The following is a 12,363-nucleotide window of genomic DNA, read 5'->3' as shown; positions in this document are numbered from 1 at the left end:
AAAAAAATAGTGCAAGTAATAATAAAAGGAATAATATTGGGCAATAAATTTGCATGTTTAGGAAACATGAGTTTTAAAAACAGAAAAGTTCAATAGGTCCTGTGAGGAGCTCGCCAATGTTCTATTTAACTGAAAACAATAAAATTAAGCTGGGAATATATCAATTTTTAGGTGCCAAAGACGTTAAGGATGTTTCCTATACATATCTGAATTTGTGGCTCAGGAGGCGAAGCTGTGCCTTCTATGATATAAAAAAATATAATTATGTTCTCAATTGTAATACCTCTTTATAATAAGGAAAAGACCATTAACAACACGATCAGGTCAGTTTTAGCACAAACAGTTGCAAATTTTGAATTATTGGTTATAAATGATAGATCTACCGATACAAGCCGTGAAATTGTAGCCGGCATCCACGATAGCAGGATTAGAATAGTGGATAAACCCAACGGAGGCGTATCCAGTAGCCGAAATGAGGGTATTATGCTCGCCCGGTATAACTATATTGCTTTCATAGATGCTGATGATTATTGGGAACCAGACTTTTTGGAAACGATAGAGGGGTTGATTACTGACTATCCGGATGCAGATTGTCATACAACCGGTTATGCCTGTAAATATGATAATGCTACGTTAAATGTGTTTGGCGCCAGGAAACGTGGAATAATCCGGGATTTTTTTAAGCAGGTGTACAAAGGACCCGTGATGCACTCTTCATCTGTATGTGTAAAAAAAAGCGTGTTTGCGAAAATTGGATATTTTAACACCACTATCCGTCGGGGAGAAGATTATGATATGTGGGCCAGGTTGGGCAGAGCAGCCTGTATAGCCGCCACTCCGGAAGTTAAAGTATGGTACAGGCTTGACGCAGAGAACAGTGCCATGGCAGTACTGCAAAAACCGCAGGCACTGTGGCTCTATAATATTCCACCTGAAAGTTACAAAGATAAAGACCAGAAAAAATACTATACAAGATTTCTGCATCGCCAGGTTTTAGAATACCTTATTAAAGGAAAAACCAAATGGGCATGGCAAATCGCTTCTCACAATTGGAAGATAGCCGCCTGGTATTCTTATCTACTTTTCCCGGGCAATATTCAATTTCGTCAGATCACCAGTTGGGGAAAGCTCCTGGTTAAACGATTTTCCAGAAGAAAAATGCGCCTTTCTTCCGGGCAGGAGCACGTATAAGTGTATTTAAGGAGATAGCTAACTGAACTAAATAAAATAAAAATGAGGAAAATTGCTATAGCAGGAGCCGGGGGATTTTCAAAAGAGGTTTATTTAACGATTGAAGCGATTAATAAAATTAGCCCTCAGTGGGAATTTCTTGGCTTTTTTGATGACAATGTGCCAAAAAGGAAATTTTTCCTGGACTATGAGGTACTGGGAACTATGAATGAATTAAATAATATCAATGAGGATATATATGTTGTTATTGCCACTGGTAAATCCATGAACATTCTTTCCATACTACAAAAGCTAACATCAGATAAATTACAATTTCCTAATATTATTCATCCAAGTGTGATTTTTCATGCTGATTCACTTAGTATTGGGCTTGGTAACATTCTTCAATCTCATTCTTCCCTGTCTGCAGACAATAGGTTAGGCAACTATAATGTTTTTAATGCGGGTGTAAAAGTGGGGCATGACACTATTATTGGTAATTATAATACATTCGCACCATCAACGTTAATCTCTGGTGGCGTTGAAATCGGAGATCAGAATGATTTTGGTATGAATTCAGGCATTTTGCAATATAAAAAAGTTGGCAATGGCAACATTATAGCGCCCATGTCTGTTTTATTTAAAAGTATTAAAGATAAAGGACACTACTTGGGTGTTCCGGCCATGCCTACCGGGGTTTAGGTGTTTATTTGAAACAAAACAGCCGGATAAACAAAATAACGAATTTCAAAAAAGCAAATAACATGGAAAAAAATCAGTTTTTACAATCTTTTGCGGAGCAATTCGATGAAACAGACCCGTCTGTTATTACATTTGATACTGAATTTAAAGAACTGGAAGAGTGGAGCTCAATGGTCGCATTAATGATCATTGCTATGGTAGATGAAAATTACAATAAAAAACTAACAGGAGCAGATCTGAGAGAAACCCGCACAATTGAACAATTGTTTGACAGGATAGTACAAAACAAGCCGGCATAAATTTATTTTTTTGATAATAAGTAAAACTGGCTTAGATGGAATATAAGTCTCCCTTTTCCCTGGAAGGCAAAAATATTCTTGTTACCGGCGCCTCATCGGGTATTGGACTAAATATTTGCAAGGCAGTGGTAGCTTCTGGAGGAAAAGTCATTGGTGTAGCAAGAAGGGAAGGAATGCTGCAGGAAATGACGAATGAATTAGGATTTGATAAGGCATCCTATATTCATGCAGATTTGGCGCTGGATGAGGGTATTGCAAAAGTTGTTGATGCGATGCCTGAAGTAAACGGAGTAGTATGCGCTGCAGGTATAGCGAAAATGCTACCTTTAAAATTTATCAAACGGCAGGCCCTTGAGGAAATATTGAATATAAATTACTTTTCAATTGTACTCTTATTGTCCCAAATTGTTCGTCAAAAGAAAATACGTAAAAACGACAATTCCTCAATTGTATTGATTTCATCGGTAGCTCAACAAATAGGAACCAAATCTTCATTATTATATACGGGAAGTAAAGCTGCCCTGTCGGCCGCCGGCAGAGTGATTGCGAACGAACTTTCATCACAAAAAATCAGAGTAAATTCAATAGAACCGGGCATGGTTCAAACTGCTATGGCCTCAGAAATGGAAGATGTGGTTTCCAGGGAATCTATAGACAAGGATAAGGAGAAATACCCGCTCGGATATGGGACAGCGGCGGATGTTGCCAATGCAACTGTTTTTTTATTAGCAGAGGCATCTAAATGGATGACAGGACAATCGCTTACACTTGATGGTGGAAGATACAAACTTATAGATTAATTAGTTTAATATGGCTTTACTTCATAATAAGTGCGTAGCCGTAAAAGGGATAAGCGCATGTGTTCCCAAAAATATAGTGCGAAATATTGATAATTTAATATTCCCTGAAAATGATATTAATGCTTTTATCGGTAACATAGGCGTTGAGGAATTCAGGGTGTCAGGCGATGACATATGTACCTCCGACTTAGGTGTGGCAGCAGCGGAAAAATTAATGGATGAGTTGCAAATAGACAGGATGGAAATTGGTATACTTGTTTTTGTATCGCAAACTCCTGATTTTCATTTTTTACCCAATACCGCCTGCATTATCCAGGATAGGTTGAAATTGAGTACAGAATCACTTGCATTTGATGTGCCGTTAGGATGTAGCGGGTATGTATATGGCCTGAGTATAATTTCATCTTACCTTTCCAGTGGACAAATTAAGAAAGGACTTTTGATTGTTGGAGATACTGCTTCCAAAACGACAAGTAAAAAGGATAAAAGCAGCGCCATGTTGTTCGGTGATGCCGGAGCGGCAACGATCCTCGAATATGACGAACAGGCGGAAGGGATTTATTTCCATCTGGCTACAGACGGTAATGGCTACAAAGCTATTATTGTTCCGGATGGCGGATTTCGTAATCCTTTTTCTGCAACTTCCCTGGTCGAAAGAAGCAATGAACAGGGACTTATCAGGAATAGTGTAAATTTGCACTTAGATGGATTGGATGTCTTTTCTTTTGGGATAAGCGAAGCGCCCAAAACCTGTAGAAAAATAATGGAGTACCTGAACATAATCAATGATGACATTGATTACGCCATATTTCATCAGGCCAATAAGATGATGAATGAAAAGATCAGGAAAAAATTAAGCCTTCCGGAAAATAAAGTCCCTTACTCGCTTAAGCATTTTGGAAATACCAGCTCAGCATCTATACCGCTTACCATGGTTACGGAAATGAGGACGGATTTACAGCAAAAAACGAACAGGCTGCTACTTTGTGGCTTTGGAGTCGGACTGTCGTGGGGTACTGCCTATGGTACTTTTAGCAATATTGTAGTGCCCGAATTAATTGAAATGTAAAGGAAACAAACATATGTCTGATTATTCTTCTGCTTATATAGCCGCAATTTCTTATTGCTTACCCTCAACGGAGTTAACGAATGAACAGCTTAGTAAAGCTTTTCCGGAATGGAGTGTAGCTAAGATCATGAATAAGGTAGGCATAGCTGCAAGAAGAGTAGTGGCTAAGGATGAATTTACTTCTGATCTGGCAGTGGCAGCGGCACAAAATCTTTTTAATGAGGATAATTTGAATCCGGCCGATATTGATTATTTGATATTATGTACACAAAGTCCTGATTATTTTTTGCCTGCAACCGCCTGTGTGGTGCACGAAAGATTGCAGTTGTCTTCAACAGCCGGCGCCATAGATATTAACCAGGGTTGTTCAGGCTTTGTATATGGAATTGGTCTCGCAAAAGGACTGATTGCAGCAGGGGATGTTAGCAACGTGCTTTTAATTACCGCCGAAACCTATAGTCGTTTTTTGCATCCTGAAGACAAGGGAAACCGGTCAATTTTTGGCGATGCGGCAGCGGCTGTATTAATATCGGCTAACCCGGCAGGGGGAAAGATTGATAAAGTAGTATTGGGAACGGATGGGAAAGGTGCTAAAAATCTTATTGTAAAAAATGGGGCAATGCGGTTTCCTAAAACAGCGGATAAGTCTATGCAGGAGGATAAGGAAGGAAATATTTTTAATGATAATTACCTTTATATGAATGGTGCCGAAATTTTTAATTTCACGCTGGAATCCGTGCCTGTTCTTGTAAAGAATATTCTGGAAAGAAACAATCTGCAACAGGAAGATATTGATCTGTTTATCTTTCACCAGGCAAACAGATTTATGCTTGAGTACCTTCGTAAGAAGATCAAAATTTCTCCTGAAAGGTTTTATATATATATGGAGCATTGCGGAAACACAGTTTCTTCAACCATACCTATTGCTATGAAGCAGGCTTTACTTGAAGGAAAGATTAAAAGAGGTTCAAAAGTGCTTGTGGCGGGTTTTGGAGTAGGATATTCGTGGGGGGGAGCTGTGCTTCGATTCTGATCTTTTCTACAAGAATATTTTTATACTAATATTTAAAATGACTTTAATCTGTTATGTATAGGTCCTTTTTAAAAAGAGTTTTTGATTTCCTGATTGCAACTGTAGTTTTTATTATCGCTCTCCCCCTTTTTGGTATAGTAACAATATTGCTCTTTATAGTAAACAAAGGGAAGCCGTTTTTTTTACAGGAGCGGCCTGGTAAAGGAGAGCAGATATTTAAAGTTATTAAGTTTAAGACGATGACGGATGATAGGGATGTTGATGGAAAGTTATTGCCCGACAATTTGCGAATGACACGGATTGGCAGGTTTGTGCGAAAAACATCCCTTGATGAGATTCCCCAGCTTTTGAATGTTATTAAGGGCGATATGAGCCTTATTGGACCAAGACCTTTATTAGTTTCTTATTTGTCTCTGTATAATGAAATACAAAAACGCCGTCACGAAATAAGGCCGGGTATTACCGGTTGGGCTCAGGTAAACGGACGCAATGCCATTAGCTGGGAGCAAAAATTTAATTATGATGTATGGTATATAGATCATTATTCTTTTTTACTGGATATAAAGATTATTTTACTAACCCTGTTCAAAGTATTTAAAAGTGAAGGCATTAATGCTGAAGATAGTATTCCTATGCGGCCATTTATGGGTACAATTGAAAACAAGATGAGTTGATTTGGCCTGGAACGTTATATATACAATTTGAGTATCTTGATAGAAAGGTTGCAAGTATAAAGGAAAATGTTTATTTTTACCAGGCATTTTTATATGCATCTTGTTAAAGCCCTAATAGTCAATTCATAGCTCTCCCGGATTTGAATTATTCAAATTTGTAATAATAATATTAATTCATTCTTATGGATAACCGATGATATTTATTCTAATCTATTTATGTTAGCAGAATGATTACCAAACGGTTATTATATATACCCTATTACCTTTTCAAAACCAACTGGAAATTATTTTTTAAATACTCCCGGTTTGTCAAAGCACAAAAAGGAGTTTCTTTCTTCCGGCTATATAAAGAGGTGATATATACTATGTTTAAGCATAATGCATCACCGCTCGATTATTTTTCATTTAATTTTTTTGATTTATCAGAGGAAGAAAGGGCAACTTATCCCTGTACCGGATTTATGTATGAGTATCAGTTAAAGATGAATCCCAGAAAGGAAAGAGCCGTTTTGCATGACAAAATAAAGTTTTTAGAACTATTGAATGATTTTTCCGGCAGGCAGTGGGCTAGCATTGCTATGCTGAAGAGTGATAAAAAATTTGCCACTGAATTTTTAAGCAAAGCGGGGAAAAAGCTGGTGCTCAAAAATTCAACCGGCGGGGCGGGTAAGCAGGTAGAAGTGATAGAAATACCATCAGGTATTCCGGAATCTGTAATAGCGCTAATGGAGGCGGAGCATTTTGATTTAGCTGAACATTATGTTATCCAGCATGATGAATTAATGCGAATGTCGCCCAGTGGCGTAAATACGGTAAGGGTAGTTACCCAATACATTGAAGGCAGGGTAATCATATTATTTGCTTTTTTGAGGGTCAGTGTCAATTCAAGCGTGGATAACCTGTCTGTTGGTAATTATGGGGTAAATTTTGGTGCAGCTATAAATATAGAAACAGGGGTAATTTCCGGACCGGGTGTATATCTGGATATCACAAAACCAGATGTATATTATCACCCCGTTACCCAGACGCCTGTTATCGGGTTTAAAATTCCTTATTGGGACGAATGCAAAAATGTGGTAATTAAAGTATCAGCGTTAACTTCCGGAAATCGTTCTGTAGGATGGGATGTTGCCATAACCAACGAAGGTCCTGTATTAATTGAAGGCAATCACAATTGGAATTTATTAAGTATGTCTCCCGGACGAAAAGGATTTAAAAAGGAATTTTTGCAATATTCAACTATGATATAACCAATGCATCGGGAGTATATAATTGGAAAGTATATTTTCTGGAGACTATATTATGATGGATAAGACGTTTGTAAAAAGAATTTTGATAACAGGTGTTGGAGGACCCACGCCACGCGCTTTTGTGCGGGCTATTAAGTATTTTGGAGGAGAGTATAAAAACTCGTTTGAATTTATAGGTGTAGATTCAAATCCTTTGGCTTACGGACTTTATGACAAAGATTTATTTTGCAAAGCTTTTGTTGTGCCGCGGGCGGATGATAAATGCTACTGGGATGCAGTGAATGTTATTATAGAAAATAATGCTATTGATGCTGCAATTATTCTGCCAGAAGCGGAAGTGCTGGAGTGGTCAAAAAATCATAGCAGATTAAGAAAGGAAATTAAGCTTCATTTACCGGATTACAGGTTAGCAAGCGAATTGGTGAACAAATACAAATTGCATGATCTGCTGAATGGTACAGGGTACATACCCGATTATTTGAAATTAAATCCAACCCACTTTGCTTTTGATAATTTAACAAGGAAATTAGGTCAATCATTCTGGGTCAGAGGCACGGAAGGCTCAAGTGGGCTGGGGTCATTAAAAATCAATAACCAGGAAATATTGGCCCAATGGATTACATTGAATCCGAATGTTTCCGAATTTATTGCAACTGAATATTTACCGGGCCGGAACATGGCATGCAAACTTCTTTATTTTAATAATGAGTTATTGGCAACGGCTTCTGCGGAAAGGGTAAAGTACATTATGTCAAAAATTGCTCCATCGGGAATAACGGGCAATACCTCATTCGGACGATTGTTGAATGAACCCGGACTGGTGGATATTTCCATAAACGCTTTAAATATTATCTCCCAGAAAATAGGTACTAGTCTCAATGGAATATTTACAATTGATTTTAAAGAAGATATTAATGGTAAACCTAAGATAACGGAAGTTAACATCAGGCACGTGGCTTTTACCTCCTCTATGGCAGCAGGTGGGGCTAACTTACCTTTGCAAACACTACTCCGGCTATTTGATGAAGGAAGCAATTCTTCTGAAACAATTCATTATAGCTTTAATGAGGATTATATCTTTCTTAGAGATGTGGATGGCTACCCAATTGTCTTAAAAGAATCCGATCTTTTGAAATAGCGATGAGGTGAATTTTCTAATAGTGCTATTACAGTTTAATAATTTATTTATAAATGCAACCTAAAATCTGGCTCTCTTCACCTCATATGGGTGGTAATGAAAGGAAATTTGTAAATGAAGCATTTGATACAAACTGGGTGGCTCCGCTTGGCCCGCATGTAAACGGACTTGAAAAAGATATCGCCCGGTTTCTTTTACCTGAAAAGGAAAATAATTTACATGTTGCTGCGCTAAGCTCCGGTACGGCAGCCATCCATTTAGGATTGATACTGCTTGGTGTTAAAGCCGGTGATGAGGTAATTTGCCAGAGTATGACTTTTTCAGCCTCAGCGAACCCTATCGCATACCAGGGTGCCACGCCTGTATTCATAGACAGCGAACCGGATACCTGGAATATGTCGCCCTGGTTTTTGGAAAAAGCAATCAAAGACAGGATAGCAAAAGGCCGGAAGCCTAAAGTTATTATTCCTGTTCATCTCTATGGCATGCCTGCCAAAATGGATGAAATAATAACTATTGCCAACAGGTATGAAATCCCTGTACTTGAAGATGCCGCAGAAGCGCTGGGTAGCCATATTAACGGAACAATGTGCGGCACTTATGGCGTAATAGCAGCGTTGTCTTTTAATGGAAATAAGATCATTACAACCTCGGGCGGCGGGGCAATGGTGGCGCATGAACCCGAATTGGCCGAAAAAGCCCGCTTCCTGTCTACGCAGGCCAGGGATCCCGCACCCCATTACCAGCATTCTCATATTGGCTATAATTACAGGATGAGTAATATATGCGCGGGCATAGGAAGGGGGCAAATGGAAGTTTTACCACAACGCGTTTTGCAACGCAGGGCAAATTTTGAATGGTATAATAAAACGTTGAACGATATAGACGCTATACGATTTTTAAAAGCGCCTGAAGGATACTATTCTAATCACTGGCTTACTACAGCTCTGATCCAGCATCCGGCTATCACCCGTGAAACGCTCAGGCTGGCGCTGGAAAAAGCAAACATCGAAAGCCGTCCTTTGTGGAAACCCATGCATTGTCAGCCCGTTTTTAAGGATGCTCCTTTTTATGGAGATGGTACGGCAGAAAAATTATTTGAAGATGGTTTATGCCTGCCTTCCGGCTCAAATTTAACGGATGAAGAGCGTAACCGCATTTTAACAGCAATAAGAGCGGTCTTTTCTTAACCCGCACTTTATATCAGCGTTAACTCATAGCAAAAGGTCAGGAGATGGTGTATTTCCTGACCTTTTGCTTTTTTTATGATATCCTTGCCGGGATCAGTCTATTGTATTGTGAATTTTGGATATTCGGAAATGAAAATCAGTTTGTTATTGTTTATGGTTTTGAAGAAATTACCACATAAACACATAGCGCACAAAGATAAAGAGAAATCCATAACGTGTTGCTTAGTGCCTATGTGAAATCTATGTTTCCTATGCTTCTATGTGGTTTAATAACATCCAAAACTTACGTTATTGTACATTTATAGCATAACCTGCCTTCTTCTCCAATTAATATTTAAACGGCTTCCCCCCCGCCATCACTTCCTGTGTTTTTTCATCGAACGTAATCTTTTGCCCGGTGCGGTATGCCGCGTTTGACATGATGACTGCAATAGCGTGATTGTAGCCGGCTTCAATTGGCGCATTGGGCTGCCTGCGGCTGCGAACACACTCCATCCAGTTGCGAACATGCGACAGCGTAAGGTCATCGCTGCCGGTATTAGCATCGGTGGTTACTTTGGTTGCCATATCGTTAAGCGACATGGCGGGCAAAAGGTTAGCCTTCATACCCATTGCCTTTGCGTGGTTTTCTTTTAACCCGCCTTCGGGGCTGATCTGGTTCGTATCTAAATTAAGCGTGCCGCCATTGGAATAATAAATCTCTTTTACATCCCCGGTTGCATTGGTCATACGCGAACTAAAAATCACCTGGAAACCGGCAGAGGGGTCATTGAGTGGTCCATAATCGAACACAGCCGTTAATGTATCCGCATTTTTTCTTCCGTCTTTCCATGCATAGATTCCACCGTTAACGGCTACACTCCGGGGGTGTGGCAAATTGGCGAACCAATGTACCGTATCTATCTGGTGGCACATCCATTGCCCGGGAATGCCGGAAGAGTATGGCCAAAACAAACGGAACTCTAAGTATTTCCTGGGATCGAATTTTTCAAAAGGCCGGTTCATTAAAAACCGTTTCCAGTCTGTATCTTCTTCTCTCAATTGTGGAACTAATGAAGGCCTGCGCCAGCGGCCGGGCTGGTTTACATTCCATATCAGCTCTACCATTACAATGGGACCAAACTTTCCGCCCTGTATAAAATCATAGGCGGCTTTGTATGTGGCTCCGCTTCTTCTCTGGGAACCAATCTGAACAATTTTACCACTGTCTTTCACCGCTTTGAGCACAGCCCTGGCATCTTCCATTGTTTCGGCCAGCGGTTTTTCGGTATAAGTGTCTTTGCCGGCTTTTACGGCCTCAACGGTATGCAGGGCATGCTGAAAATCGGCCGTGCTGATAAATACCGCATCAATATTCTTCAAATCATACAATGCCTCGTTATTCGCGCAGGCGGTAATATCGTGCCCCAACTGCTGTTTAAGATAGGACTGGCCTTCCTCTCTTCTCTTCTTCCATATATCCGAAACGGCAACCATATCAAAATTCAGCTCCTTGTGCAGCTTAACGAATGAGGGCAGCAAGGAGCCTCTGAACCGGTCGGAATAGCCGATAACGCCCACGTTCACCCGGTCATTGGCGCCTATAATATTGCGATAGCTTTTGGCGCTGAGCCCCATGGTTCCTATATACGTGGCCAGGCCTGCCATTGAGCCTTTTTTGATAAATTCCCTGCGTGAATTTTCCATGATATAATGCTTTGATCAATAAATTTAAGTGAAAGAACAGTAGTTTTTATCTTTTACGGGCTCTAAACAAAACAGATTATAGTATTTTGCAGGAGCCGTAACTAAAGTTATTTAATAATAAGAGACATATTGATCAACAGGATACTAATTTATAAACGTTTAATTATGAGAAAAAGCCATTCCTTTTTTTTAGGATATTCCATTCTGGTATTATGCTGTACAGGCGCCGTTACTGCTTACGGGCAGGCTTCCAAAAGCAAATTACAGGTGTATAATATTGAAGTGACACCCGTTGATGCGTCCCAAAAAGTAACCATCACCGCCGCCGGAAAGCCTTTTACAGAGCTGGTATATACCGACACGCTGGAAAAGCCTTTTTTATATCCTATATATGCTCCCGACGGACAACTGATCACCCGTGGTTTTCCCTTTGCTCCCCGTGCTAACGAGCCAACCGACCATCCCCATCACACCGGCTTGTGGCTGAACTATGAAAGCGTGAATGGGCTTGATTTCTGGAACAATTCCTATGCTATACCGGCCGATAAAAAAAATAAGTATGGCTGGATAAAAACAAAGAAGATCGTTAAAACCAAAGGTGGCAAAAAAGGAGAATTAAAAATGCAGGCTACCTGGGAAAATCAGAAAAACCAGGTATTGCTGAATGAAACGACTACTTATTTTTTCAGGGCAGACGAAGATAAAAGAATAATAGACAGAATAACCACCCTTACTGCAGCACAGGATGTAAATATGCCTGATGTGAAGGATGGCATGCTGGGATTGCGCCTGGCGCATGAACTGGAGATGCCTTCTGAAGAAAAAAAAGAATTCAAAGATGATAAGGGAAATGTTACGGTAATAGAGGGCAGTGCAGACGGAGCGCCATCGGGAAACTATATTACAAGCGAGGGCAAAGAAGGCGATGCTGCATGGGGCACCAGGGCACAATGGTGCATGCTGTACGGAAAACAGGGAAACGACACTACCAGTATTGTTATTATTGATCATCCCCGTAATGCAGGCTACCCCACGTACTGGCATGCACGGGGTTACGGATTGTTTGCCGCTAATCCTTTAGGACAGAAAGCATTCAGTAACGGAAAAGAAACCCTCAACTTTGCTTTAAAGCAGGGACAGTTTGTTACCTTTCGCTACAGGGTAGTAATCGCTTCCGGAAAACAAAGGCTGAGCAATGAGGAGATCAATTTGGTGGCCGGGGACTTCTTTCAGAATACCAGATAAACTTTTGCAAATATTAATATTTGGATATGTATTTTTACTAAATAAAAAACACTACACATGAAGTCGAAAAATCTTATTTTAATTGTTGTTATAGGCGCCATATTGTT

General features: G+C 39.9%; 12 protein-coding genes. 11 read left to right on the top strand and 1 reads right to left on the bottom strand.

Annotated elements, in window-relative coordinates; all coding sequences use genetic code 11:
* Positions 1-264: 264 nt before the first annotated feature.
* From PLE34_RS20625 to PLE34_RS20580, 10 genes are all read left to right on the top strand, one after another.
* Entirely contained in the window at positions 265-1,191 is a 927-nt protein-coding gene (locus tag PLE34_RS20625) for a glycosyltransferase family 2 protein (RefSeq protein WP_324560140.1), read from the top strand.
* A gap of 42 nt (positions 1,192-1,233) precedes the next feature.
* Positions 1,234-1,872 carry a PglD-related sugar-binding protein gene (locus PLE34_RS20620; RefSeq protein WP_324560138.1) on the top strand — a complete coding sequence of 213 codons (639 nt, stop codon included), beginning with the start codon at positions 1,234-1,236 and terminating at the stop codon, positions 1,870-1,872.
* 62 nt (positions 1,873-1,934) lie between these two features.
* Positions 1,935-2,171 carry a phosphopantetheine-binding protein gene (locus PLE34_RS20615; RefSeq protein WP_324560136.1) on the top strand — a complete coding sequence of 79 codons (237 nt, stop codon included), beginning with the start codon at positions 1,935-1,937 and terminating at the stop codon, positions 2,169-2,171.
* Between the two features lie 35 nt (positions 2,172-2,206).
* Positions 2,207-2,971, top strand: coding sequence for an SDR family NAD(P)-dependent oxidoreductase (locus tag PLE34_RS20610; protein WP_324560134.1), 765 nt, complete (start codon positions 2,207-2,209; stop codon positions 2,969-2,971).
* Positions 2,972-2,981: 10 nt separating this feature from the next.
* On the top strand, positions 2,982-4,040 hold the full coding sequence (locus PLE34_RS20605; protein ID WP_324560132.1) for a 3-oxoacyl-ACP synthase III family protein: 1,059 nt from the start codon (positions 2,982-2,984) through the stop codon (positions 4,038-4,040).
* A gap of 13 nt (positions 4,041-4,053) precedes the next feature.
* Complete coding sequence (locus PLE34_RS20600; protein ID WP_324560130.1) at positions 4,054-5,073, top strand: 3-oxoacyl-ACP synthase III family protein; 1,020 nt, start codon at positions 4,054-4,056, stop codon at positions 5,071-5,073.
* A gap of 53 nt (positions 5,074-5,126) precedes the next feature.
* On the top strand, positions 5,127-5,747 hold the full coding sequence (locus PLE34_RS20595) for a sugar transferase (protein ID WP_324560128.1): 621 nt from the start codon (positions 5,127-5,129) through the stop codon (positions 5,745-5,747).
* 365 nt (positions 5,748-6,112) lie between these two features.
* A complete protein-coding gene (locus PLE34_RS20590) occupies positions 6,113-6,997 on the top strand; it encodes a sugar-transfer associated ATP-grasp domain-containing protein (protein ID WP_324560125.1) in 885 nt (294 codons plus the stop codon).
* A gap of 52 nt (positions 6,998-7,049) precedes the next feature.
* The gene (locus PLE34_RS20585) at positions 7,050-8,135 is read left to right on the top strand and encodes an ATP-grasp domain-containing protein (protein ID WP_324560123.1); all 1,086 of its coding nucleotides are present in this window, start codon (positions 7,050-7,052) and stop codon (positions 8,133-8,135) included.
* A 53-nt stretch (positions 8,136-8,188) separates the two neighbouring features.
* Positions 8,189-9,325: a DegT/DnrJ/EryC1/StrS family aminotransferase gene (locus PLE34_RS20580; protein WP_324560121.1), complete on the top strand. Its 1,137-nt coding sequence runs from the start codon at positions 8,189-8,191 to the stop codon at positions 9,323-9,325.
* Between the two features lie 327 nt (positions 9,326-9,652).
* Here PLE34_RS20580 and PLE34_RS20575 read toward each other — a convergent pair whose 3' ends face one another.
* Positions 9,653-11,011, bottom strand: coding sequence for a Gfo/Idh/MocA family protein (locus tag PLE34_RS20575; protein WP_324560119.1), 1,359 nt, complete (start codon positions 11,009-11,011; stop codon positions 9,653-9,655).
* Positions 11,012-11,176: 165 nt separating this feature from the next.
* Here PLE34_RS20575 and PLE34_RS20570 point away from each other — a divergent pair, with 165 nt between their 5' ends.
* A complete protein-coding gene (locus tag PLE34_RS20570) occupies positions 11,177-12,256 on the top strand; it encodes a DUF6807 domain-containing protein (protein ID WP_324560117.1) in 1,080 nt (359 codons plus the stop codon).
* The last annotated feature ends 107 nt before the right edge of the window (positions 12,257-12,363 follow it).

Source organism: Agriterribacter sp. (genome assembly GCF_035445465.1).
GTDB lineage: Bacteria > Bacteroidota > Bacteroidia > Chitinophagales > Chitinophagaceae > Agriterribacter.
Note: the sequence above shows the minus strand (reverse complement) of the source record. Positions and strands in the feature narration are given on the sequence as shown.

Bases quoted from the DNA above. Each gene is read 5' to 3' on its own strand.
- PLE34_RS20590 (WP_324560125.1), top strand. From the start codon at position 6,113: ATGTTTAAGCATAATGCATCACCGCTCGATTATTTTTCATTTAATTTT.
- PLE34_RS20585 (WP_324560123.1), top strand. From the start codon at position 7,050: ATGATGGATAAGACGTTTGTAAAAAGAATTTTGATAACAGGTGTTGGA.
- PLE34_RS20605 (WP_324560132.1), top strand. From the start codon at position 2,982: ATGGCTTTACTTCATAATAAGTGCGTAGCCGTAAAAGGGATAAGCGCA.
- PLE34_RS20620 (WP_324560138.1), top strand. From the start codon at position 1,234: ATGAGGAAAATTGCTATAGCAGGAGCCGGGGGATTTTCAAAAGAGGTT.
- PLE34_RS20615 (WP_324560136.1), top strand. From the start codon at position 1,935: ATGGAAAAAAATCAGTTTTTACAATCTTTTGCGGAGCAATTCGATGAA.
- PLE34_RS20625 (WP_324560140.1), top strand. From the start codon at position 265: ATGTTCTCAATTGTAATACCTCTTTATAATAAGGAAAAGACCATTAAC.
- PLE34_RS20570 (WP_324560117.1), top strand. From the start codon at position 11,177: ATGAGAAAAAGCCATTCCTTTTTTTTAGGATATTCCATTCTGGTATTA.
- PLE34_RS20600 (WP_324560130.1), top strand. From the start codon at position 4,054: ATGTCTGATTATTCTTCTGCTTATATAGCCGCAATTTCTTATTGCTTA.
- PLE34_RS20580 (WP_324560121.1), top strand. From the start codon at position 8,189: ATGCAACCTAAAATCTGGCTCTCTTCACCTCATATGGGTGGTAATGAA.
- PLE34_RS20575 (WP_324560119.1), bottom strand. From the start codon at position 11,011: ATGGAAAATTCACGCAGGGAATTTATCAAAAAAGGCTCAATGGCAGGC.
- PLE34_RS20610 (WP_324560134.1), top strand. From the start codon at position 2,207: ATGGAATATAAGTCTCCCTTTTCCCTGGAAGGCAAAAATATTCTTGTT.
- PLE34_RS20595 (WP_324560128.1), top strand. From the start codon at position 5,127: ATGTATAGGTCCTTTTTAAAAAGAGTTTTTGATTTCCTGATTGCAACT.